The organism is Mycoplasmopsis opalescens ATCC 27921 (genome assembly GCF_000712185.1).
GTDB classification, from domain to species: Bacteria; Bacillota_I; Bacilli_A; order Mycoplasmatales; family Metamycoplasmataceae; genus Mycoplasmopsis; species Mycoplasmopsis opalescens.
Genome location: NZ_KL544019.1, coordinates 12,956 through 36,596 on the forward strand (window position 1 = coordinate 12,956; position 23,641 = coordinate 36,596).

The 23,641-nt window shown below is 28.6% G+C and carries 19 protein-coding genes; 2 read left to right on the forward strand and 17 right to left on the reverse strand.

Going from position 1 to position 23,641, the window contains the following annotated elements; translation table 4 throughout:
* The 14 genes from T385_RS0101810 to trpS all read right to left on the reverse strand — a co-directional run.
* A partial coding sequence (locus T385_RS0101810; protein ID WP_036450771.1) for a leucine-rich repeat protein occupies positions 1-560 on the reverse strand: 560 nt, incomplete at its 3' end.
* 212 nt (positions 561-772) lie between these two features.
* Positions 773-1,324, reverse strand: coding sequence for a hypoxanthine phosphoribosyltransferase (hpt, locus tag T385_RS0101815; RefSeq protein ID WP_029906001.1), 552 nt, complete (start codon positions 1,322-1,324; stop codon positions 773-775).
* Between the two features lie 73 nt (positions 1,325-1,397).
* Positions 1,398-1,886: a transcription elongation factor GreA gene (gene greA, locus T385_RS0101820; RefSeq protein WP_029906002.1), complete on the reverse strand. Its 489-nt coding sequence runs from the start codon at positions 1,884-1,886 to the stop codon at positions 1,398-1,400.
* Positions 1,887-1,957: 71 nt separating this feature from the next.
* A complete protein-coding gene (locus T385_RS0101825) occupies positions 1,958-2,620 on the reverse strand; it encodes a BC85_0335 family putative methyltransferase (protein WP_029906004.1) in 663 nt (220 codons plus the stop codon).
* A complete protein-coding gene (gene ruvX / locus T385_RS0101830) occupies positions 2,620-3,051 on the reverse strand; it encodes a Holliday junction resolvase RuvX (RefSeq protein ID WP_029906006.1) in 432 nt (143 codons plus the stop codon). Before ruvX ends, T385_RS0101825 begins: the two co-directional genes overlap by 1 nt.
* Positions 3,039-5,666, reverse strand: coding sequence for an alanine--tRNA ligase (alaS, locus tag T385_RS0101835; protein WP_029906008.1), 2,628 nt, complete (start codon positions 5,664-5,666; stop codon positions 3,039-3,041). The genes ruvX and alaS overlap by 13 nt, the downstream gene beginning before the upstream one ends.
* Positions 5,667-5,711: 45 nt before the next feature.
* On the reverse strand, positions 5,712-6,830 hold the full coding sequence (mnmA, locus tag T385_RS0101840) for a tRNA 2-thiouridine(34) synthase MnmA (protein WP_029906009.1): 1,119 nt from the start codon (positions 6,828-6,830) through the stop codon (positions 5,712-5,714).
* 69 nt (positions 6,831-6,899) lie between these two features.
* Positions 6,900-7,205, reverse strand: a complete 306-nt coding sequence (locus T385_RS0101845) for an MMB_0454 family protein (RefSeq protein WP_029906011.1) — start codon at positions 7,203-7,205, stop codon at positions 6,900-6,902.
* Positions 7,205-7,768 (reverse strand): elongation factor P, encoded by a 564-nt coding sequence (gene efp, locus T385_RS0101850; protein ID WP_029906013.1) that lies wholly within the window; start codon positions 7,766-7,768, stop codon positions 7,205-7,207. Before efp ends, T385_RS0101845 begins: the two co-directional genes overlap by 1 nt.
* Positions 7,769-8,055: 287 nt before the next feature.
* On the reverse strand, positions 8,056-8,295 hold the full coding sequence (locus T385_RS0101855) for a YneF family protein (protein ID WP_029906015.1): 240 nt from the start codon (positions 8,293-8,295) through the stop codon (positions 8,056-8,058).
* A gap of 56 nt (positions 8,296-8,351) precedes the next feature.
* Positions 8,352-16,595: an SGNH/GDSL hydrolase family protein gene (locus T385_RS0101860; protein ID WP_029906017.1), complete on the reverse strand. Its 8,244-nt coding sequence runs from the start codon at positions 16,593-16,595 to the stop codon at positions 8,352-8,354.
* A 239-nt stretch (positions 16,596-16,834) separates the two neighbouring features.
* Entirely contained in the window at positions 16,835-17,263 is a 429-nt protein-coding gene (locus tag T385_RS0101865; protein WP_029906019.1) for an MAG3450 family membrane protein, read from the reverse strand.
* Positions 17,256-19,004: a threonine--tRNA ligase gene (thrS, locus tag T385_RS0101870; RefSeq protein WP_029906021.1), complete on the reverse strand. Its 1,749-nt coding sequence runs from the start codon at positions 19,002-19,004 to the stop codon at positions 17,256-17,258. The genes T385_RS0101865 and thrS overlap by 8 nt, the downstream gene beginning before the upstream one ends.
* 9 nt (positions 19,005-19,013) lie before the next feature.
* Entirely contained in the window at positions 19,014-20,003 is a 990-nt protein-coding gene (gene trpS / locus T385_RS0101875) for a tryptophan--tRNA ligase (protein ID WP_029906023.1), read from the reverse strand.
* Between the two features lie 69 nt (positions 20,004-20,072).
* Between trpS and T385_RS0101880 the strand changes: the two genes are divergently transcribed.
* Together T385_RS0101880 and T385_RS03760 are read left to right on the forward strand one after the other, a co-directional pair.
* On the forward strand, positions 20,073-20,441 hold the full coding sequence (locus tag T385_RS0101880) for a PTS sugar transporter subunit IIB (RefSeq protein WP_029906025.1): 369 nt from the start codon (positions 20,073-20,075) through the stop codon (positions 20,439-20,441).
* Positions 20,442-20,667: 226 nt separating this feature from the next.
* Positions 20,668-20,799 (forward strand): hypothetical protein, encoded by a 132-nt coding sequence (locus T385_RS03760; protein WP_281170966.1) that lies wholly within the window; start codon positions 20,668-20,670, stop codon positions 20,797-20,799.
* A gap of 113 nt (positions 20,800-20,912) precedes the next feature.
* Here the strand turns inward: T385_RS03760 and T385_RS0101885 are convergent, their stop codons facing one another.
* The 3 genes from T385_RS0101885 to T385_RS0101895 form a co-directional block, all read right to left on the reverse strand.
* Positions 20,913-21,728 carry a dimethylarginine dimethylaminohydrolase family protein gene (locus T385_RS0101885; RefSeq protein WP_029906035.1) on the reverse strand — a complete coding sequence of 272 codons (816 nt, stop codon included), beginning with the start codon at positions 21,726-21,728 and terminating at the stop codon, positions 20,913-20,915.
* A 512-nt stretch (positions 21,729-22,240) separates the two neighbouring features.
* A complete protein-coding gene (rplQ, locus tag T385_RS0101890) occupies positions 22,241-22,612 on the reverse strand; it encodes a 50S ribosomal protein L17 (protein ID WP_029906037.1) in 372 nt (123 codons plus the stop codon).
* A complete protein-coding gene (locus tag T385_RS0101895) occupies positions 22,612-23,628 on the reverse strand; it encodes a DNA-directed RNA polymerase subunit alpha (protein ID WP_029906039.1) in 1,017 nt (338 codons plus the stop codon). The genes rplQ and T385_RS0101895 overlap by 1 nt, the downstream gene beginning before the upstream one ends.
* Between the last annotated feature and the right edge of the window lie 13 nt (positions 23,629-23,641).

Below are 23,641 nucleotides of genomic sequence, written 5' to 3' on the forward strand. Positions count from 1 at the left end.
ACATTTGGAAGGTTGATTGATGTTAAAGATTCTGCTCCTTTAAATGCTTCGCCACCTATTTTTCCAACATTTGGAAGGCTGACAAATTTTAAATGATAATTATTTTCAAATGCGTTTGATGGTATTTGATTTACTCCTAATGTTAAAGATTCCAATTTATTAAGCATTTTAAAAAAACTATAATCTTTTATAGTACGAACATTAGGTAAATTAATAGTATGTAAAAAAGGTGCTTCCGAAAAAGCTTTCGGATCTATTTCTTCTATTTTAGTGCTTGATAATTCTCTAATATTACTATTTACTTTTATTAATTTATTACCATTTAATATGTTTCCGTCTTCATCTTTATCTTCACTATTTTCTTTATCTTTGTTAGATGGTTGACTATTATTTTTATCATCTGTTAATTTTTCGTTTAGATCATCTTTACCTGTCGGCTCATTAACACTATCTCCATTTTTACTTTTATTTTCTTGAATAACACTGCACGCTGTTGATGTTGGCATTACAGATGTTAATGAAATTCCACATAATAGTTTAAAAAGTTTCTTTTTTGACATATATTCCTTTCTTAATATTTTCATTAGTAAAAATATGAAATAATTACTTTCCGAGTTGCAAAAATACAAAAATTATTAATTTAAGATATGCATATTTTGCTTGAAATGATATGTACCCTCTTTACTGGACAAATAAAAACTGGTAAAGAGTGTGCATGTCATTAAAGCAATTTTTTCTAAAAACACTATTAAACGTATATTTAAGCAAATTATTATTCGAGATAAGTTTGATCAAAAACACCTATATAGGGGATATTACGCATTTTTTCTTTGTAATCTAAACCAAACCCAACAATAAACTCGTCTGGACAATGAAAACCATACATATAAGGCTTAAGGTTGGCTTTGCGATGATAAGGCTTATCTAATAAAGTTAATATTTTTAATGATTTAGGATTTCTTGTTTTAAGAATGCCTGTAATTTTTTCTAAGGTTATGCCAGAATCTATAATATCCTCAACTATCAACACATCTTTATTATGTATAGGGTGAGCTAAATCCATTATTATTTTTACATTTCCGCTTGAACCATGTTCACCTTCATATGATGACGCAATCATAAAATCTAATGAATGGTCAACAGTAACGTCTTTTATTAATTGTGCGAGAAATGGGATTGCACCTTTCATTAACCCTACAATAACAAGGTTTTCGCTATCGGAATATTCATTATTAACCCATTGTGCAAGTTCAGAAATTCTTTTTTCAAGTTCCTCGCGAGTAAACAAAACTTTTTTAATTCTTTTATCAATTGGTAAATTCATAATATTCTCCTAATTTGTCTGTACTACCGCATTTTAAAGAAATATTTTTACAAAAAAAGCACTAGAAAAATAACTAGTACTCAACACTTATTATGCGAATTGAATATTTAGAAGCGCTGTCCACTTCAACAACATCGCCGACTTTTGCGCCTTCCATTGCTTTGGCAATTGGCGATTCGTTTGAAACCTTTCCTAAAAGAGGGTTTGAATCATGAACCCCCATAATTTGGATAGTTTTTTCTTGATTGGTAGCTAGATTTATGTATTTAACTGTCGCGCCAATTCCTGCTTGAGCTTGTGAAAATGATTCACCAGATTCAGAAATAATTATTGCTTTTTCTAAAATAGATTCGAGCTCTAAAATTCTACCTTCAACGATTCCTTGACGGTCACGAGCTGCATCATATTCAGCATTTTCTGATAAGTCACCTTGTGCTCTAGCTTCTTTCAAAGCTGCTTGAACAAGTGGTCTTTCGACCTTAATTAAATGATTATATTCAGCTTGATATTTATCTCAGGTTTCACGAGCGATTAGAATTTTTTCTTCATTTGAGTTGGACATGGTGCTCCTTTATTGTATTTATCTTAATATTAAATATTATCATTTTTTAATAATAATTATATTATTTTGTTTTATTCTTTAACTATATAGAGAAAATGTTGCTTAATTGCTGAAATTTCATATCTTATTTCAGCTAATTTTAAACCTTTAGCAAAAGATCTTGCTTCCTTAATTTGTTCAGGTCTAAGGCTTATTATCAACATTGAATTTTTATTTAATCTATCAAAATTTTTTTGATAGACATTTTCAATAGAATCATTAGTGTTTAATGCAATTATTAAATCATAGGTATTAGTTTCTTCGTCAAAATTTAACGGACTTTTAAAATCTTCTCTAAACTTTAAGACTGCCGCATTCCAACTTAATATGTCAAGTGATTTTGGGGTTGTAAATATTTTAGAATCGCTGTATTGTATTAATGTTGCAACCTCAAAATTTACTTTTTCTCCTATAACCAAGACGTTTTGACTATTATTTAGATAAGTTGTGTTGATTAAATTTTCAATATCTAAATCATCAATTTTACTATTAAAAAATTCTTTTAAGTAATATGGCAAAACTCCATAATTATCACCTCTTTTTTCCATAGCTATGGCTTTGGCTTTAATGATATCTTTATGCCTGTAGTCGTTTTGAATTTTTTTTGCCTTGATCGTAGTAATAATAAAGGTTATTATTCCGATAGAAGCAACAATTGGAATACTTACAATTAGTAATATTACTCATCAAGCCATTATAGTTTTACTCCTCCATAATTTAAAAAATCTTGGAGAATGATTACTGAAGAAACTGTATCTTTTACTTTTTTTCGCTTAGCTATAGACATTTTAGTTTGTTTCAGTGTACTTTCTGCTTGTTTTGTAGAACCGTACTCATTAACTAGATAAACATTTAAATTAGTGTTTTTTAATGAAATTTTCTTAGCAAATTCATAAAATAATTGAGTACGTTCGCTATATGATCCGTCGCTTCTTAAGGGTAAGCCGATAACGATTGAATCAACATCTTTATATTCACTGATAATTTTAATTAATTCATCTTCAACCATTGAAAAATCATTTAAATCAAAACGAATTGTATACAAGGCGTTTGCGCTTATTCCTAGCGAATCACTAATAGCAAAACCACAGGTTTTAGTTCCTAAGTCAAGTCCTATTGTACGCATTTTAACTCATCTATGAGAATGATTTTAATTTTTTCAGGGTTATTATCAACCTTACCCATAGCCAATATTTGGTTTCCGCCGCCACGGCCATTCAATTCTGAGGCAAGCTTTTTAAATAATTTATTTGAATCTATCTTTTTAGATGCAATAGTCAAAAGAATTTTTTCATTATCTTTTGAACCTAAAACAATGATAGCATCCTGATATTTCTCTCTTAAAGTTGAAGCAATAACTTTAATTTGTGAAGAATCAATATCATAGTTTTGATATACTTCGTGATTTTCTATTTTTTCCAAAATAACTTTACTATAGTCAAATTCAACGTTTGTCTTACATTTTGATATGTTTTTAAAATCTTCTCTTGCTTTTTCAATAAAGACGTGGATTTGTTTTAGTTTTTTTTCTAAGTCTTCTGAAAAATTCATAGGCAAATCGTATTCTGGATCTAAGGTTTTAATCTTACGAATTATATTTTCAAGTTCTTCCTTGTAAAAATCAATTTGATTAAGCATAAATTCTTTAACTAATTTTTTAGAAGTTATAACTCTTAAACGATATATTCCAGCTTGTTTTTTTTCAACAGCAGCAATTTTAAAATCTTCTAAAATACCTGAATTAGGTAGGTGCGTTCCTCCACATAAATCAGCTGTGACATCGCCTCAAATAACCATTCTAACAGCTTTTGGATCCATATATTCAGTTTCTTCAATCGTCATATAAGCACCATATTTTTTAGCCTCTTCGATTGTACAAATTACATATTTCCTTTCAATATTGCGTTTAATTATTTCGCGCATATTTGTTTCTAGTTTGGTAATTTGCTCATCACTTGGTTTAGAATCTGAAGGAAAGTCAAACGTAAAACGTTCCTCCGTGATGTCTGAGCCTAATTGTTCAATATGATTACCTAAAACTTTTCTCATTTGAGAAAAAAGTAAATGAGTAGCAGAGTGATTGCGTGCGCAAGCTAAACGTTTTTCTTCATCGACAAAGCATTCAACAGGAGTTTTTTTATCCAAAATGCCTTCAACATAGTGAATATGGTTACCGTGTTTATCTTTAAAAACATCTAAAATTTTAATTTTATTTCCATTTTGAAGCATGTATCCTTCATCATGTTTTTGTCCGCCGCTTGTCGCATAAAAAGGAGTTTTATCTAAAACAACATAACCTACTTTATCTATTTTTTCGAGCTCATTTTCATTATCATAAAGATGGATAACATTTGACTTAAAACTTGTGAAGTCATAACCAACAAATGTGCTATTTTTGCCTTTAATTAAAGCCAATGAATTTATAGCTTTAGCCATACCAGTGTGTTTGCTCCCTCTTGAAGCTTCCATATGTTTGTTTTTTGAATTTTCATATGATTCCATATCAACTGTAATATTTTTCTTTACTAATATTTCTATAGTTAGCTCGATTGGAAATCCGTAAGTTTCAAATAATTTAAATGCGATTTCTCCGTCAAAAATCTTTTTATTATCATCAATATGTTTTTCAAGTAATAATCTACCGTTTTCAATAGTTTTGTGGAATAAAATTTCTTCTTCTTTAATATTATTGCTTACTTGTTCAACATCATATTCAAAAGGTAAGGAATCATGAACAGCTTGAACTAATTTGTAAAGGAATAAACCTTCTATTTTTAACTGCATACCTTTGTAAACAGAACGCCGAATTAAACGTCTAATTATGTAGCCACGGCCAACATTGCTAATTTGAGCACCATCAGCAATTGCATTTGCAACAGTGCGAATATGGTCGGCAATAATTTTAAAATTAGTGTTAATTTCTCTTTGCTCTTCTTCCTTGGTAAAATAGTTATTTTTATCATAACGATATGGGGTGAATTTTTCTATTTCCCCTATAATACCGGCAAATAAGTCACTGTCATAGTTGGTAGGTGCGTCTTGCATAACAGCTACTATTCGTTCAAATCCAGCACCAGTATCGATATTTTTTTGTTTTAATTCAGTGTAATTACCTTCGCCATCATTATTAAACTGTGAGAAAACTATATTTCAAATTTCAATATAGCGGTCATTTTCAATATCTTCTTTCAATAATTCAATGCCACGTGTATCATATTTTTCACCTCTGTCATAGAATATCTCACTGCATGGACCGCAAGGACCAGATCCCACATCCCAAAAGTTAGTGTCTCTACCCCCGGGAATCATATGTGAAGGATCAACGCCACAATCTAACCAAGTTTTTAAAGCAACTTCATCTTCATTATAGTAGGTAAAATATAATTTATTTTTGTCGAGCTTTAAAACTTCTAATAAAAATTCATAGGCAAATTGAATCGCTTCAACTTTAAAATAGTCGCCAATTGAAAAGTTTCCTAACATTTCGAAAAATGTATGGTGTCTAGCAGTAACTCCGACATTTTCGATATCATTAGTTCTAATTGCTTTTTGTGAGTTAGTCAATCTATTATGCGGTGGAATTTTTTTGCCTGTAAAATAGTCTTTTAAAGTTGCTACACCTGAATTAATTCATAATAATGAAGGGTCATTTTGTGGAATTAAATTCTTTGACGGAACAATTAAGTGGCCTTTTGATTGGAAAAAATCAAGTCATTTTTGTCTTATTTCTTTAGAATTCATATTATCTCCTTGTTTCTAAAAATACTGTATTACTGCATTTTTTAACTAAACGTAATCTAGCTCTTTGCCTTTTGAGAATATTTTTTCTATCACAGCACCACCAATGCATTTATTGCCTTCATAAAATACAACTTGTTGCCCTGGGGTTACTGCTTGTGATTTTTGTGGATAATAAACTTTTACAAAGTTGTTATCTAAAATTTCGATATTTACAGGAACATCTTCTTGACGATATCTAAATTTAGCTGTGAGTGCTTTGGATTTAAAACTATTGTTAAGATTTAATTGGCTTGCCAAAAGTGAATCACTTTCTAAATATGAGATATTTGATGATGGAGCAACATAGAGAATATTTTTTTTAACATCTCGACCACAAACATAATGCGGTTCGCTCATCCCGCCTAAGTTTAGCCCTTTCCTCATTCCTAATGTGTAGTAGTAGCAACCATCATGAGTGCCAAGTTTTTTATTCGAAACAATTGAAACGATATCGCCTTTTTGAGCAGGAATATAATTTTGTAAAAATTGTGTAAAATTTCTTTCACCAATGAAACATACGCCAGTGCTATCTTTTTTTTGAGCCGTAACTAGCCCTAATTTTGTGGCTATTTTTCTTACCTCGCTTTTATAATATTTAGCTAAGGGCATCTTGACTTTTGCTAATTGTTGAGTTGAAAGTTGAGCCAAAAAATAGCTTTGATCTTTATTTTTATCTTTTGCTCGGTAAAGGTGTCCATTTAAAACTTTGGCATAATGACCCATTGCAATGTAATCGGCTTTTAAAACCTTAAAAGCGTAGTTAGCAAATGCATCAAACTTAATATATTTATTGCATAAAATATCAGGATTAGGGGTGCGTCCTTTTTTATATTCATCAATAAAATTAGCGAATACATTGTCTCAATATTCTTTAATGAAATCGACCCTATGGAGCTTTATTTTTAATTTTTCACAAACTTTAATTGCATCTTGATAGTCTTGTTCTTGAGGGCAAATATCCTGATTGATATCTTCATTACCCAAGAAATCATTATTGACATAACTGTCTCAATTTCGCATAAATAAACCTTCGACTTCGTAGCCTTGCTTTTTTAATAAATAAGCCGCTACCGAAGAATCGACACCACCACTAATTCCAACTACAACTTTCCTTTTATTATGCACTATAACCCCTATATTGTTTCTAAAAAGCCTATACTATAGATTAAAAAGAAAAATGCGTTACGCATTTAACTAGTAAAAGCCGCAAAAACATAATTTAATGTTTTGTGGTTTAATGTCTAGAAGTGAACTAAAACGGTTATTAAGTTCTTCAAAAACCGTGTTAAAAATATCTTTAATATTTGCTTTATTTTTTATTTTTAAATCAATTGTTAGTTCGATATTTGAAGCACTTTCATTGATAATAACTTTAGGCTGACGATCTAATTTCACATTTTTAATATCAACAATGGTTTGAGAAACAAGATCAATAATGGTATTTTCACAAACTGAAAATGATTGATTTAAGCCGCAGTTAACGGTTACAACGTTAAGCATTATTTGTTCCCTTTTCCTTTGTATTCGCCAGTTTCTGTTGAAACGATAATAACATCATTTTCTTTAATAAACATTGGCGCATCAAGCTCAAAACCTGTTTCAACTTTGATACGTTTTTGTGGATTGGTTGTTGTGTTTCCTTTAACGGCATCGGGAGCTTCAGTAACAACTAATTCAACATTGGCATCTAATTCAACGTCCAAAATTTCTTCTTGATATTTTCTAATTTTTACAATTGAACCTTCTTTTAAGAAATTAAGCTCTCATTCAACATTTTTCACTGGAATTTCAACTTGTTCATATGTTTCGTTATCCATTAAAATAATGTTTTCGCCATCTGAATATAAAAAGTTCATTGGTCTTTTATCGATGTGAGCTTTTTTAACCATAACTCCACCAGTATAGCTTTTAATTGTGATGCTTCCAGAACGCAAGTTTTTTACCTTAGCTTTAACATTGGCTTGGCCTCTTCCTTGTTTTGAATGTTGAGCTTCAATAACTACAAAAATTTCGCCTTCGTCTTCAAATGTAATACCTGGTTTAAATGTGTTTACATTAATCATTAGTTCTCCTTTAATATTATTAATACTTATAATAAGTATTTTATATTAAAAATTTAAATATTTATGCATAATATTGATTAAAAACAAATTTCTTATATTAATTTTTTCTTTCACTAAAACAAAATCTATTGCCGAATTCATTTAAAAAATTTTTAGCTAAAACCTGTGTAGTAGTGCAATTTTGGCAACAAAAAAAACAGTCAAACTTGATTGTACTCTCTTTACTGGATAAAGAAATCCAGCAAGGAGGGTGCATATCAAACTTTGACTGCTTAATTATTTTTAATTTATTTTTCGTTATTTTTAGCATTGGTCATTGAACGCATCACATTACGAATTTGTGTTTCTGAAGCTTTACGACCCATCTGTTCAAACATGACACGAATCATTTTTTCGCTAATAGGAGGGTTTTCACGAAGTTGTTTTTCCATTAGTTTTCTAGCAATGTAAAATCCTAAGAAACCAGCAACTAAGGCAACAACCACAGCGACAGCAATAATTACACCAATTCATCCACCTGTTGACATAATTTCTCCTTAAATATAAAATATTTAATCAATTTTACCATAATTAGTTCTTTTTTTTAATTTTTACTTGGTAAATAACCCTTTTTAAGTGCTTCATCGAGAACCTGTCCCAACTTTTTGCCTTTATTATATAGGTAATCATCCTTATCCGCGTAGTAAATATAAACTAACACGTGATCTGATCCATAACCTTGATTATAATGATTGGAAAGCCAATAAGTTTCTCTACTGTTTTTATTATTATAAATTTCCATTCCAGCCATGTAATATGGAATAACTTTTTTATTTGTATCTAGACCAATTAAGCTTAAATTGCCTTCGTATTTTTTAGTTAATTTATCAAATAAATCCTTGTTTTGACTAGCGACATTTTCAAAGGCTTTTTCAAAAGCATAAGCCACCATTCCTTCGACTGTTGAATTGGTAAGTGATGATCAGAATGGGAGGTAAGGCGTGTTATTATTAATAACCATCAATAAAAATGTATAAACTCTTCACAAGCTTTGGTATGTTGTAGATTTAGATTTCAATTCACCAAAACTACTGTAGAGAGGTTCTTTTAGTAAATCTTCATAGAATGCTTTAGCTAAAGGTTCAACAATTGGTCTAAAGGCATCACCAAAGGTTTTAATGCCTTGGAATATTTTAGTTCATGACTCTCCTAAATCAATACCTGCATTAGTTGCATCTTTAGAATAAATTAGCTTATAAACTCCTTTATTTCTGTCTAAATGTGACCGCTTAAATAAGATATTTATCATATTTGAAAAACTTTTAAGATTCATTTTATCAAAAATCTTATTCAATCTACCATCAGTTAATTTTGAGATAGAAAATTTATTGCCGTTCATCACGAATGATTTGACCGAATTAATAAATGCTTCTATAGCTGACGGCACTAGTTTTTCAATTGTATGTATTTTAATTTTTTTCAACTCATTAAATGCTGCATTAACCGCATCTTTAATTATATCTGTATTGAATAAGGCATTGATTAGCGATTCGAAAAATTCCTCTATTTCATTAATATCTTGATCTTGAATTTCAAATCCAGAATTTTTTAATTGTTGAGCAATAATGTTTCCAATTGCTTTGGTTACTTCTTTTTGTTTAGAAATATCGGTTAATCAGCCTTTTAATTTCTCTTTAATTTCTTCAAAATTACCCTTATTAAAGAAACTATTAAGAGCATCTTCCCATGTATCAAGTTTTTGATATTCCTGACGATTTTTGAATATTTCATCAAAAGTAAGAAGAATTAAATCTTTAAGATTCTGTGACTTTAAAGCAACTTTTATGATGTTATTTTTCTCATCATCCGTTAATGTTGAATTTCCGAAAAGCTTATAAATTCCAAAATCTTTTGCAAATTTAAGTGATAATTCATCTTCTGAAGTAGCTTTGGTTATGATTTGATCAATAACTTTTTTTATTGTTTCATGATTTTCAGTTAGTGTTTTTGAATCTAGAATAACCTTGACAATATTGTAATTTTGTAAATCAAATAATTGGATAATAACTTTAGTTGCACTATCAAAAACTTCTTTCATTGTTTTGAAATCGCCAATTATTTCCGGGGTTTTTTCTACTAACTTTTTAATTATTTCAAGCTTCTTAAGTAAATCAGGCAACTCAGCTACAGCTGAATCTACCATTTTACTGATCTCCTCATCAGTAAGACTTACACCATAAATCTTAATATTGTCAGCAATTAAACCTATAACAAGCTTTTTAATTTTTTCATTGCTAAAGATTTCACCGAAAGCTTTTTCTAATGAATCGACTATTTTTTCTTTATTGGTATTAAGCTCAACCATTTTCTTAGCTAATTGAGATAATGAATCTACATTTTTAAGTTGATCAGCATTATTGAAAAAGACATCGATTGAATCAACAATGAATGATTGTATATGAGTTCCTGATAAGATATTTTGCAACTCATCATTTAATTCTTCTTCGCTAAGGTATTTTTTAAATATTTCTTTGTTTTTTTCATCTAATGATGAATAAATTTTTGAACCTAAATTAATTTTCTTAGCTACTTGAACAAAACCTTTAATTACTAGATTTTTAATTGTATCTTTCTCCTGAGCTAGTTCAGGGATATTTAATATTCATTTTATTAAACGAATAAATTCCTCTTCATTACTCAAATCAGTAACAATAGCCCTTATGCCTTTAGATATAACACTTGTAATATTAATTTCATCATTATTTTGTAATTCGTTCGCGAACGATTTGATTAATGACAAAATTGTTCCTTGTGGTAATTTATCAAAGTTCTTAGTTAAACTTAATATTATTTTTTTAATAGACTGTTTATCTTTTTCATCAGTAAATAGCTGTGATTTGTCTAATTCTGTATAGATTACCTTACCTATCATTTCTGTTACTTCATCAACTTTAAGTAAGTCAGAAATTAATTCGCTAACCTGATCAAATAATTCATTATTATTTGATTTTAATCATTTTTTAACAAAAGTATTTACATCAGTTAAGTCAGAAAATTTTATTTCTTTATTTAGCAAAATGAATTCAACTATGTTTTTAGCTATAGCTTTAAATTTATCATTTTCAGATATTTTTTGAATAATTTTTTGAATTTGTTGGCTTGAAATTTCATATTGCTTTAAAGAGTCTTTATCTAAAACAAATTTCTCCAAAATATCAATAACATAGGCTTTTTGGCTTAATTCTGAAATTAAATTATTTGCGCTTTCAATCAATTGGCTAGAAGAATCTTTATCAAACAGATTTCTTAACTGTTCGAGTATGTCGTCATTTTCATTTATAGAATAATCCGTTGATAATAACTGAACTAATAATGTCTTAGCAATTTGCCTAAAGTTATCAGAATTAAGAGCCGCATCAATAAATTCTTTAAAGTCTTCTCTTATTTTCTTATTATCTTCATTTTCATGTTGTGGATGAGCTTTATCAACTAAAAGATTAATTATGCTGTTTTTAATATCATTATCACCTAATGATGCATGCAATATTTCAACTAATGTTTCTATTTCGTCTTTATCTAGCTTGAATTGGGAAATTAATTGAATGCATCTTTTAATTTTGGTTTGTATTTTGTCATCTTCATTAGCATTAATTAAATCACCTATTAAATCAGTAAATAATGCGAAGTATTGAATTTCTGTTACCTTAGTATTATTCTTAATTTCATCATAAAATTTATCGATAAATTTATCACTTATTAAATACTGATCATTTATTTTCGATGAGACTTCAAGAATTTTTGCAATTAATTTAGCTATTTTTTCATTCTCTATATCTTTCAATCAATTTAGTTTTGACTTAGCTATAGTTGCTAAATTTTTGCCAATTGTTCCTCTAATGTTTTTGTTACTAATAATACTGTGTAATAGTGATTTTAGATTATTTTTTGTTTCTGTTTCTATTGATTCATCGCTGCTGGTTAACCATTTTCTTAAAATGTTATCACTATCATTAAATTCATCGAATGAAGCATTATCAGAAAAAATAACATTTGCGATGAATTGCTTAATTAAATAAGGTAAGGAGTCAATATTAGAAACATTAGAAATATAAGTTAATATGTCATTTTCATCTAAAGGAATTTTGTTTTCAAATGCAATAAACAATAAACGCGATAAAAATTCTTGTATGCCTTTATCTCTCGAGGCACTAATAACAACCTCATTGATTGGATTAATCAATTTTTTATTTTTTGATATTTGTTTATAAATTATTGACGCTAAATCATTAAAAGTTTTTACATCAGCCAAGGCATTTTGTTCAATTGAAAGTACTGATTTAATTCCTTCTTCTGTAATCTCTGTAATATTTTGATGCGATAAAACAAATTGGATAAAGTGAGCTAACTTACTATCTAAATTATTATTCTTATATTTATCAGGCAACGTTTCAATTATTCTGGATGCTCTTATCTTAATAAAACTCGAATCATTAACGACAATTTTAATTCCATTTGCAACGATTTTAGCTATAGTATCGGCGTTTTGGACATTTTGTTTTAAAAGATTTTTCATTAATGATACTAATGTTTGCTCTAGGTTTTCACCCTTTAATGCATTGGATAAAATTTGTTCAACTTCTCTAAATATTTTAGAAGGCACAAATTTATCATAGCCTACATCTGCAATTTTCTTAAGTGCAATCGGCAATGTTTTTTCTAGTAAATGGTATTTATTTTCAATATCAATCAAGATAGGAATATTATCATTAAAGAATTTAGTTAATTCTTTCGATGGAATTCCTTTAAAAATAGATTTATCTCCAATAAGCGAGACAACTATTTCAATAACCGTTTCGCGTAAATCTTTGTTCTGTATTAAATCATTAAATAGAACCAAGAATTGATCAGCAACATATTTATCGTTGCCATTTTGCAATCATTGCGAAATTAACTTATTCTTATCGGTTAAATCTTCAAAAACTTCCTTACTTGCAAAAACACCTTTTTCAATAAAGTTTGCAAATAAATTAATTAATTTATCTCAATTGTCTACAGATTTAAGGAGTTTAGATAATGTTTCTTTATTAATAATTTTGTTATTTGTTTTATCGATAATAGCAAAGATAAAATCAACTGTTTCCTTTTCTTTAGCTAAACTTTGAACAAATTCTTTTAAAGTAGAAATTGACTTAAATTGTGAAAAATGCCCTAATGTTAAGTGAAGAAAATCATAAATTGATTCACACTTTTGTAAATCTTCAACATTGAAGTCAAGGAAATCGTCTAGCAATTCGCTAAAAATCTTAGTTAGATTTTTATTTAATAATGCTTTTTTAACAAAAGGTTTAGCATGTTTAATAATTTCCCTATTATCATCATTTACTTCAACATTCGCAAAAATGCGTTGTACAAATTTATCAATGTTTTTATCATCTAATTGTACTGTATCAAAGTAATTTTGGATAAATTTCTTAATTAAATCTTTATGTGATAGCACATTATTTTTTGCTACATATTTAAAGAATTTTAAAATGCTTTTATGATCGTCTTGTTCAAAAATATAACGCTTTAACTCATCTAACAATTCTTTAGATAACGCAGCAAAATCGATACTTTGGTCATTTTTTGAACCAACTGAATCAAGAAATTTTTGACTGAAGTTTTCAATGAAATTTAAGTCATTTACAAAGTCACTAGACCCTTTAATAAAATCTTTGATTAAAACTTTAAAGTCATCTTTATTAATGCCTTCAAGTAATTTTGATGCTTTTTTATTCAAGATGTCAACAACTAAATTTGAAGTTAAATCTATGAAATCATCATCACCTAAAATTTCTTTCGCTAATAATCCAATGTGCTGTGCTACTTCTTTGTTATTATTTGCATCCTTCGCTCATTTTTTAAGAATTTCAACAGGATGTTTGAATAATTCGAAACTTGAGCCGTCAGCAAAAATAGATTTATCAAAAATATTTTGCACAATAAATTTAAAGTTCTCATTTTCTACAACTTTATAAGTTAATCTTAATATTTTTTCCGGATCAATATTGAAGCCACTTTCTTGATTAATTACAAAAAGTCTAGCTAAGGCAATGCTAATTTCATCATAAGAAATTAATTTACCAATAACTGGCTTAATATTTTCATATGTTTTGCTGTTTGTAATTTGGCCAAATATTACTTTAATTTGCTCAAAAAGGTCTCCTGCGCTAAGCAATTTTTGCTTATCAACTGAATATAAATCGTCAATTATATGAACCAAAAGGTCATTAAACACATCATCGGTAACGATTTTATTTATTAAGCTTTTTTGCTCCTTCACAGTTAAGTATTTATTATCAGTTAATTCTAGTGTCGAAATGATTGACTCTGCAAGAGCATGTTTATCAATATTTTCAAAAATATTAACAAGCATTTGTTTTACAGTATCTTTATTGTTAACTGAAACTTCTTGGGCAAAAATCCTTATCAAATCATAAGCTAATTGTTCAGGTTCTAATTGCGTCAATAATTTGTTTTTAATTTCTTTGCCGGTTTCGACAAAAATTGATGTTAAAGAGAATTTATCAAGTGGTGTATTTTTTAGACCCACTATTATTTTATTGACTAAAGTGTCTGTAAACAGGTATTTTTCGTCAATTAATAATGCCATATTAAGGATATCACTGACTAATGATTTTAGTTCGTTATCTCCAATATTTTTAAAATATTTTGGATAATTTTCTTTGACTTTAACTAAAATTCTGCCTGCAATTTCTTTAATTTGTTCATCATTTAATAGTTCAATTTTTAAGGCCTTTAAGGTTTTATTAATTATGTCTGTGTTCTTTTTATCTTGTATAAAAATTTCTCATAATTCTTTAAAGTCTTTGGCTTTTGCATATTTATCAATGTTGTTAATTAAATTTATTGTAATATCACCAATAGCTGATTTCAAGGTTGCAGAGTTAACTAATTTACCAATTAATATTTTTAAGTCTTTCTTTGAAATAAATTTCGCAATAGGTTCAGAATAAATTGTTTCAATTAGTTGATCAATTAAGCCGCCATCTATTTCTATGGTAGTTAATTTTTGGAAAATTTCACTCAATATTGCAACGAATTCATCTTTTTGGTCTTTAAATACCGTAGTTTCGCTTAAAGATTTAATTCATCCAATAATTCTTTTTGGCTCACTAACTTTGGTTTTAAGAGCTTCAAAGAACATTTTAATATCATATTTTTCAGCACCAGGTTTGCCATCTTGATCTCAGTCATATGTGAAAAGATATTTCTGTGCATCATAAATTAAGTTTGAACTTATCCCAGTGTTATCTCATCATTTTTTTAATTCTTTTCTGTTTGCTTTATTGTTTTTATCGAAAAAGTGTTCAAGCTTTTTTGATGGATCTATTTTCTTATATAAATCGCTAGCAAAAACATTATCAAGCAAGCTTCCAAATATTAAATCAGAAACACCTCATTGATCTAAAACACGCTTGATATAGTTATTTTCGTTTAATCTTGGCTGCAATTTTTGTTGACGCAAATCATATTCAAAAAGATATTTTTTAGCATCATTTTTATAAAGCTCTTTTAAAATTGCTTCGGGATCTTTACCATAATTAACTTCAGTCAAATAATTAAATTGGTCCTTTTGGCGATAATCATTTGAAAATTCAAAATTTAAATCTTTATATTCTTCTTGGCTTCATGATTGCGAAATTAATTTGGCAAAAATGTCCATAGCCATTTTTTTGTATCCAAAAAGGCCAGGATGAATATCAAATAAATTTGGAGTTAATGTGCTGATATTTTTATTTCAAAAAGCATGATCATATGTTTCGATGTAAAAAACCTTGTGCTTTAATGCTATAGCTGATATTTTTTTATTTAAAATATCAATAATGTTTGCGCCTAAAGAGAAATTAAGTTCATTAGAGTTTTTGTTGATTAAATTATCAATCATATTAAATACACCGGCTAGAGGCAAGGGGTAACCAATAAAGTTTATATTTGCATTCACAGCATATTTTTTCATATATTTAATTAATTGTTCTTGTTGAATTTGCGTACGTTCAAGAATACTTGAAAAGGCATTATTAATAACACTAAAAATAGCTTGTAAATCCAATTTTTTGTCTTTAATTTGACTAAAAATACTATCAAATGGTATTAATGAAGCTTGCTCAAATACTGTATGTAAAAAATCATTAGCCCCTAAAGTTAGAGTAACTAAATTTGCTTCTTGTAAATCATTAATCATTCTGGTGATTTTATTTTTATATTCTTTTTCACCAAAACGTAATTTAATTTTAGCTAATTCATCTATATTTAGCTTGTTTTCATCTTCATAAGCCTTAAATAATAAGTTTCAATCTTCGAAGGTTGAAGAAGAAACGGCATAGTTCTCAAAAGATTGTAGTTTATTAGTTTTAAGAAAAAATTCAGCTAAATAAGCCGGCATCGAAAAACCTTCGACAATCATTTGATTATTCGAATTTTTAACTAATTTACCCGGTTCATCTTTATCACTATTGCCAATAAAACCGGCTGCAATTGAGTCACCAAAAGCAACATATTTAACTTTTTGATCTGAGTTGATAATTTTTTTAGAAGCTTCGCGTTTAAGCTTTTCGTTTTTATTATCATTAGGGTTTTTATTTAAATTTTTAGTAATATCATTAATTTTAGGTAAACCTTGTACATGAGATAAATCATTTTTATTATCTTCAATAATGATATCTTCCTTACCACGTTCAATCGGTTTTTCTTTGGATGGAATTGAAATTAATGCGACTGAAATACCGGCAGTAACAACAGTTAGCGCGCCTAAGACCAATGTGAATTTTTTCAGATTCTTATTCATAATTAACTCCTTTGCTATAAAAATCAATGATTTTTATATATGCATATGCATAAAAATTTTATTAAAAACTACTATAAGAACTAATCGCCTCTATTATATGTAAATATTAGGATTTATATTGAATTTAAATAATATTATAAACAAAGAAAAAAATGAATAAAAATTGCTCGTTTTATGGCTTTTTTTACGAGTTTTTAAAATAGAAAAAAATAAATTTTATTGAAACAAAAAAGTTGATTTTATCCATCAACTTTTTTGTTTAATGTTAATTTATATAAAATCAAATTCGATAATATAGCACTTAATAACATCAAAATAGATGAAATTAATAAACGATATTGAATTTGTAAAGACTTGATTAATGAAAATAAAATCATTGAAAGCAGTGCTATTATAATTGCCGGAGAATATGATAAAGACCTATAATCTAAAAGCTTAAAATAAACTAAAACAATATTTAAAATTAAAACAATTGCTGCGTATGAAATAGGTATGATAGTAATAATTTTGACATTATATATTTTTTGATTTAAAAAATCATCAGTGGCAAACATCCAAAAAATAAATAGTGGAATAGCCACAACAAACGAAAGATAAAAAATCACTCAAAGTGCCTGTGCTACAGTAGTTTTGGTGACAAATTGTGATTTTTTATCTTTATTATTCATAATTTTTTCTCATTTTATTTAGCATTTGCTTAAATTCTTCTAGAGTTGTTGTAACAGTTTTTTCCGAACCATATTGACGGTAGCTAATGGTTTTGTTTTCCATTTCATTAGCTCCTAAAATTAACATAAATTTGCTCTTATTAATGTTTGCTTCACGGATTTTTTTATTCAATCTCTCATCACGGTTATCGATTTTTACACGATAATCATCTTCAAAAAGATCTGCATAAACTTCTTGGCAGTAAGCCATATTTTCTTCATTGTTTACTGGAATAATTGTGATTTGTTTAGGTGCTAATCAGAATGGTAAAACACCTTTGGTTTGCTCTAACAAGATAGCTACAAAACGTTCATAGGTACCAATTAAACCACGATGAATCATAACTGGTCTTGCTTCTTTTCCGTTTTCATCAATGTATGATAAATCAAAATTTTGAGGTTGTAAAAAGTCTAATTGTATAGTAGCAACTGTGATTTCGTGCCCAAGAACTGTATCGATTTGAATATCCATTTTTGGACCATAAAAAGCAGCCTCACCTTCGACAGGCATATATTCAACATGCAAATCATCTAATGCTTTACGTAGCATTTGTTCACTGCGATTTCACATTGCATCATCATCAAAATATTTTTCTTTATCATTTTTATCACGAAGCGAGAGAGATATATAAGAAATATCAATTTTAAAGATATCTAATGTTTCTTTGATTAAGTTGTACATATTTTTAATTTCATTTTCTATTTGATCTTCACGCACAAATAAATGCCCTTCAGTAAGCATCATGGCTCTAACTCTTTCTAAACCAGTTAAGGCACCAGATTTTTCATAACGATACATCATTGACTGTTCTGAATAACGAATAGGCAAATCACGATAACTTCTCTTTTCACTATTAAAGCAAACAATATGGTGTGGGCAGGTCATTGGCCGCGGAATTAGTCGTTCATTTTCAACAATTAATGGTGCAAACATATCATCTTTATAGTGAGCTAAGTGTCCTGAAGTTTTATATAATTCTTCGCTTCCAAAGTGTGGAGTTAAAACTTCAGTAAAACCGTATTTTCGATCCTTTTTAAGGACTAAATCCCTAATAGCATTATGAATATACATTCCATCTTCTAATCAAATTGGAAAACCTTGACCAGTCAATTTATGAAGCATGAAAATTTTAAGATCCTTGCCTAATTTACGGTGATCTCTTTCTTTTCTTTCTTGCAGAATTTGTAAATAATTATCTAATTCTTCTTTTGTTGCGAATGAGCATCCATAAATTCTTGTTAGTTGTTTATTGTCGCTATTTCCTCTTCAGTAAGCGCCAGCAATTGATAATAATTTAAAGTTTTTAATAACTTTTGTATTTTCCACATGATTGCCAGCACAAAGATCTTTAAAAACAATTTCTTTATTCAATGGATCTTGTAAAGCATAAAAGGTGATAGTTTCGCCACGGGCTTTTAATTCGTCATAAAGCTCTTTTTTATAAGGTTTTTGGTCAAAATCATATTCGCTTTTATCAATTTGAATTGTGACTAAGTTTCTGCTTGCTAGCTTCTTCATCAACTTTTCAATTTTTGCTAATTCACTAACTGAGAATGTTTCAGGAAAATCAAAATCATAGTAAAAACCTTCATCAGTTGCTGGGCCAAAGCCTAATTTAACACTAGGATAAAGTTTTTCAACAGCAGCCCCTAAAAGATGGCTTGTAGTATGGTTTAGAAATTTATCTGCTTTAATTTTCATGTTCACTCCTTAAAATCCCATTTTATTTAATAAATCTTTAACTATTGGTTCACATATTGCTTTTGCTTTAATGGCCCCTTTTTTGGTTGTCTCTTCAATGACTAAATCAGCTTCTTTATAGGCTTTTTGAATCTTAATTAATTCATCCTTAACTTCCTGTGCTACAGCACTTTTAAATTCAACATAGTTTGAATTAATAAATAATTTTTCTGCTTGCTCTAAAGTAATATCCTTTAATGCAGCATAAATGTTTAATAAGTTTAAAATTCCTGGTTTATCTTCAGAAATATAAACTTTGTTTTCACTATCAGTCACTGCTTTCATGACTTTTTTATAAGCTTGTTCAGGATCATCATGCAAGTAAATTGTACCTTTGTTGGTTGGATCACTTTTAGACATTTTTTTGCTTGGGTCTTGCAATGATCTAATTCTAGCACCAACAGGCGGAACAAAATTAGCAGGCATTTTAAAGTTTGTTTTATATCTTTTATTAATTCTGGACGCAATGATACGAGTTAATTCCATATGTTGAGTTTGGTCTTCACCAATAGGTACAACATCTGCATTATAAATTAAGATATCGGCTGCCATTAAAATTGGGTACATAAGTAAACCAACAGGAATTTTTTCAGTTCCATTAGCTTGCTTTTCTAAGTTTGCCACTTTATCTTTAAATTGGGTCATACGCATTAATTCGCCCATTGAAACTTCGCTAGTTAACAATCACTGTGCTAGTGTATGTTCATATACTTGCGATTGGTAAAAAATCGTTGCTTTTTGAGGGTCTAAACCGCAAGCTAAATACATTTTTACAATTTCTTCACGCGCTTTTTTAGCCTCTAAAGCATTAACTCCACCGGTGGTTAACGCATGTAAATCAGCCACAAAAAAGAAAGCTTCATATTCATTTTGTAGTTTAACAAAGTTTTTAATTGCACCTATATAATTACCTAAAGTTAAATTTCCAGTAGGTTTAATCCCTGAAATTAATCTTTTCATCTTGCTCCTTAGTTTAATATTTAATATTTTAATACTTTTTAATTTTAATTTACTTATATAATAATAAATATGAAGAGAAAAGATAAATTTTTAATTGTATTGTTAACAATATTTACATTAGGTTTTTGCTGATTATATTGACATGTTAAAAACAAGCAAAAACTCAAGATGTTGCGTGGCGAAACAAAAGCTAAAACAACAGATAGCGAAATAGAAAAACTAATATTATTCTTAGGTGGAAAAGATAATATTAATGAAGTTCACCATACAACCTCATCATTAAAAGTCATTATTAATAATAAAAATAAAGTAGAAGTTGAAAATCTTAAAAAAATTAAAGGCGTATCAGGACTATTGATTTCTACAAATAAGGTTTCATTAGTTTGTGGCGAATTCGCCAGTGTGTATGCTGAAAAAATAAAATACATAATCTCATAAAGTAAATTATTTCAATCATATAAAACAACTTATTAAAAAAATATTTATTCATTATTGTTCTTAAAATTGCTGTAATACTTATTAATTTGATACAGATAAAATAAAAATAATTTTTTAATAACTTAAAAATTAAACTAGGATAAAGCCTAGTTTTTATTGTTAATTTGTCAAAAAATATAATTTTATATTAGATGGTTTCTATGATCTCACAAGTACAAACGATATCATGAGTAGATTTAAAAGTGAACTAAAAAATATTAATGAAGTCAAAGAATCAATATCTTATGAATTTATTTTTTACAAAAGCGAATTACTTAACTACCTTAATCAAAAAACACAGGTATATAACAATGTTTAAATATTTATCAAAATCTCTGTAGTACAGGCATTTTGATAAATATTTATTAAAATAAAAATCCAAGTGATATTCTATATTTACTTGGATTTTTATTTAATTTTATCATCAAAACATTAAAATCTTAATGATAAACAGCTTAGACCACCATCAAGTTTTTTGTATTCAGATGTGTCGCATTCAACAACTCTGTATGGTTCACCATCTGATTTTTTAAGGGCTTTAACTTTGGCAAGTAATTTTGGATAACCTTTAGGAACGATAACTGTATCGTTAACTCAAATACAGTTTGCGGCGTATTCTTCGCCTGGAGCATCAACTACAACTTGATTAAAATCTTTGAATGTAGGATAGTTTAAAAATTCTCCAGAAATCAATAAATTATTGTGTTCTAAATAGTTAACTCCTGTTTTTAAATGTAACATTTCTGTCATTGGTACAGGAATAACTTTTTTACCAATTTCAGCTAAAATATTATGGAATTGTCTAATTCCTTCATCGTTTGTACGATCAGACATACCAACATAGTATGTATCGCCTACCATCATAACGTCTCCACCATCTAATGTACCTGGTGAAACAATTTTTTTAATTTTTTCATCTGGGAAAAATTCTTTTAAAATTGGTAGCATATATTCTTTTTCACCATTACGTGAATTAGCACCTGGATTAGTTAAAATTGCTAATTGACGACCAGGAACTATAACTGCAGCGTCTTCAACGAAGCATGAATCTGGATAATCTTCTAATTTATCAGCTACACGAACAGTTAAGCCCACTTCTTCCAATGTTTTAATGTAAGCTTGGTGTTGTTTTTTAGCTAATTCATAATCTACAGGTGTTTGGTTATATAAACCAGAAGAAATACCATTGACCATGCTTGAAGCAGGTGTTCTAACAATAATATTGTTGAATTTCTTTAATTGTGCCATTTTGTCTCCTTATCGATAGTTTTACTATCTTATAAAATTCTATTCTTTTATTTGCCTTACTTCAAAAAGAAATAAAAAATTTTAAATAAAACTTATTAAAGATTTTTGCATTCAACAAAAAATTATTAATGCTATCATGAATTTCGGAATAAAAGACAAAAAGTGTATTTTGACTAAAAATAACGGTCAATTTTACACTTTTTGTTTTTTATTCCGAAACTCAGGGTTTTCGCCTGTAATTGTCTCATTTTGATCAATTTATTTAGCTTTTTTGTCCTTAATTTTTGATATTTTGGCACAATCAACCAATAAAGATGCTGGTTAAACACTTTTTAGTATTGGTAAAATTAACTTAAATTTTCTACGCACACTAACCTATCAAATAAAGACATAATAGAGTTTTATTTATAAAAACAGTAAAGAGTAAAGATAAAAATATTCTTATTTCATTTTATTAAAAAAAACACGCAAAATGCGTGTATTATCGATTGGAATATAAATAATTAAGATGACTAAACTAGTTCAATAACAGCCATAGGTGCATTATCACCTAAACGAGATGGAAGTTTAATAATGCGTGTGTATCCACCATTACGGTTTGCATATTTAGGCGCTATAGTGTCGAATAAATAATTTAATACTGGAATTTGTTTTTCATCAACATTAACGGTAATTAGACGTAAGAAACTTGCTACAGCACGACGATTTGCTAAAGAAGGTTTTTTTGCTTTGGTAATCATTTTTTCTGCGTGGCGACGTAATTCTTTTGCACGAGTTAATGTGGTAGTAATGTGACCATTTGCAAATAAATCACTCACTAAGTTACGTAAAACTCCAGTGCGTCATTTTGTGTCGCGTTTGTAAATTTGTGTTGGGTTTGCCATTATAATTCGTCTCCTTTACTTAATTCTAAACCGTGTTCTCTAAGCTTGTCAACAATTTCATCTAAAGATTTGCGACCTAAGTTTTTAGTTTGCTCTAATTCTTCAAAAGTCATAGAAGCAATTTCTGAAAGTTTTAATTTTCCAATTTTTTTAAGGGCATTCGAAGAGCGAACAGAAAGATTTAATTGAGCTAAATCTAAATCATTGTCTTCTTCGGTTGTTGTAATAATTTCTTCTTTTTTAAATACATCGGCAACTTTTAATTCATCAACATTTCCAACTAAACTAAAGTGTGCTACTAATATTTCGCAAGCTTGTTTAATTGCAGCTTTAGCAGTAATTGAACCATTAGTTCTAACATTGAAAATTAATTTTTCTTCTACTTTAGCTGAACCAGTATTTAATTCTGTAACTTGGTAATTTACATTTTCAACTGGTGAAAAGTTACTATCAGTTGCAATAAATAAGCCTTTTTTAATTTTTGTGGTGATTTTAGAAGTAAATAAAGCTGGGTTTGCAATTAATTTTTTGTTTTCTTCATTTGAAATAAAACCGCGACCTGAACGAAGATATAATTCAACATTAAGCGACCCTTTTGACGAAACGTTTGCAATTTCTAGGGTTTTATTGATAATTTCTACACTTGAATTGTTAATTTCAATTGAACGAGAAGTTACTAAGCCGGCTTCATCAACCTTAATTGTGGCTTTAACAATTTCGTCATCGCTAACTAATTCAGGATCGTATTGGAATTTAACTTTTCTTAGGTTCATAATAAGAGTTGTAACGTCCTCAACTACACCAGGTATAGTTTGGAATTCATGGTCAACTCCTTCAATTTTGATAGCAAATAATGCTAATGATGAAATGTTTGACAATAATTCACGTCTTAATGCTACAGCAATAGTTTGTCCATGCCCTCTTTCAAGAGGTTGTAATACAAAAGTTGCTTCGTCATCTGCATGACGTGAATTGCTTTTAATTTCGGTATATTCTAATTTTGCCATTTGTTCCATGATTAGAAATCTC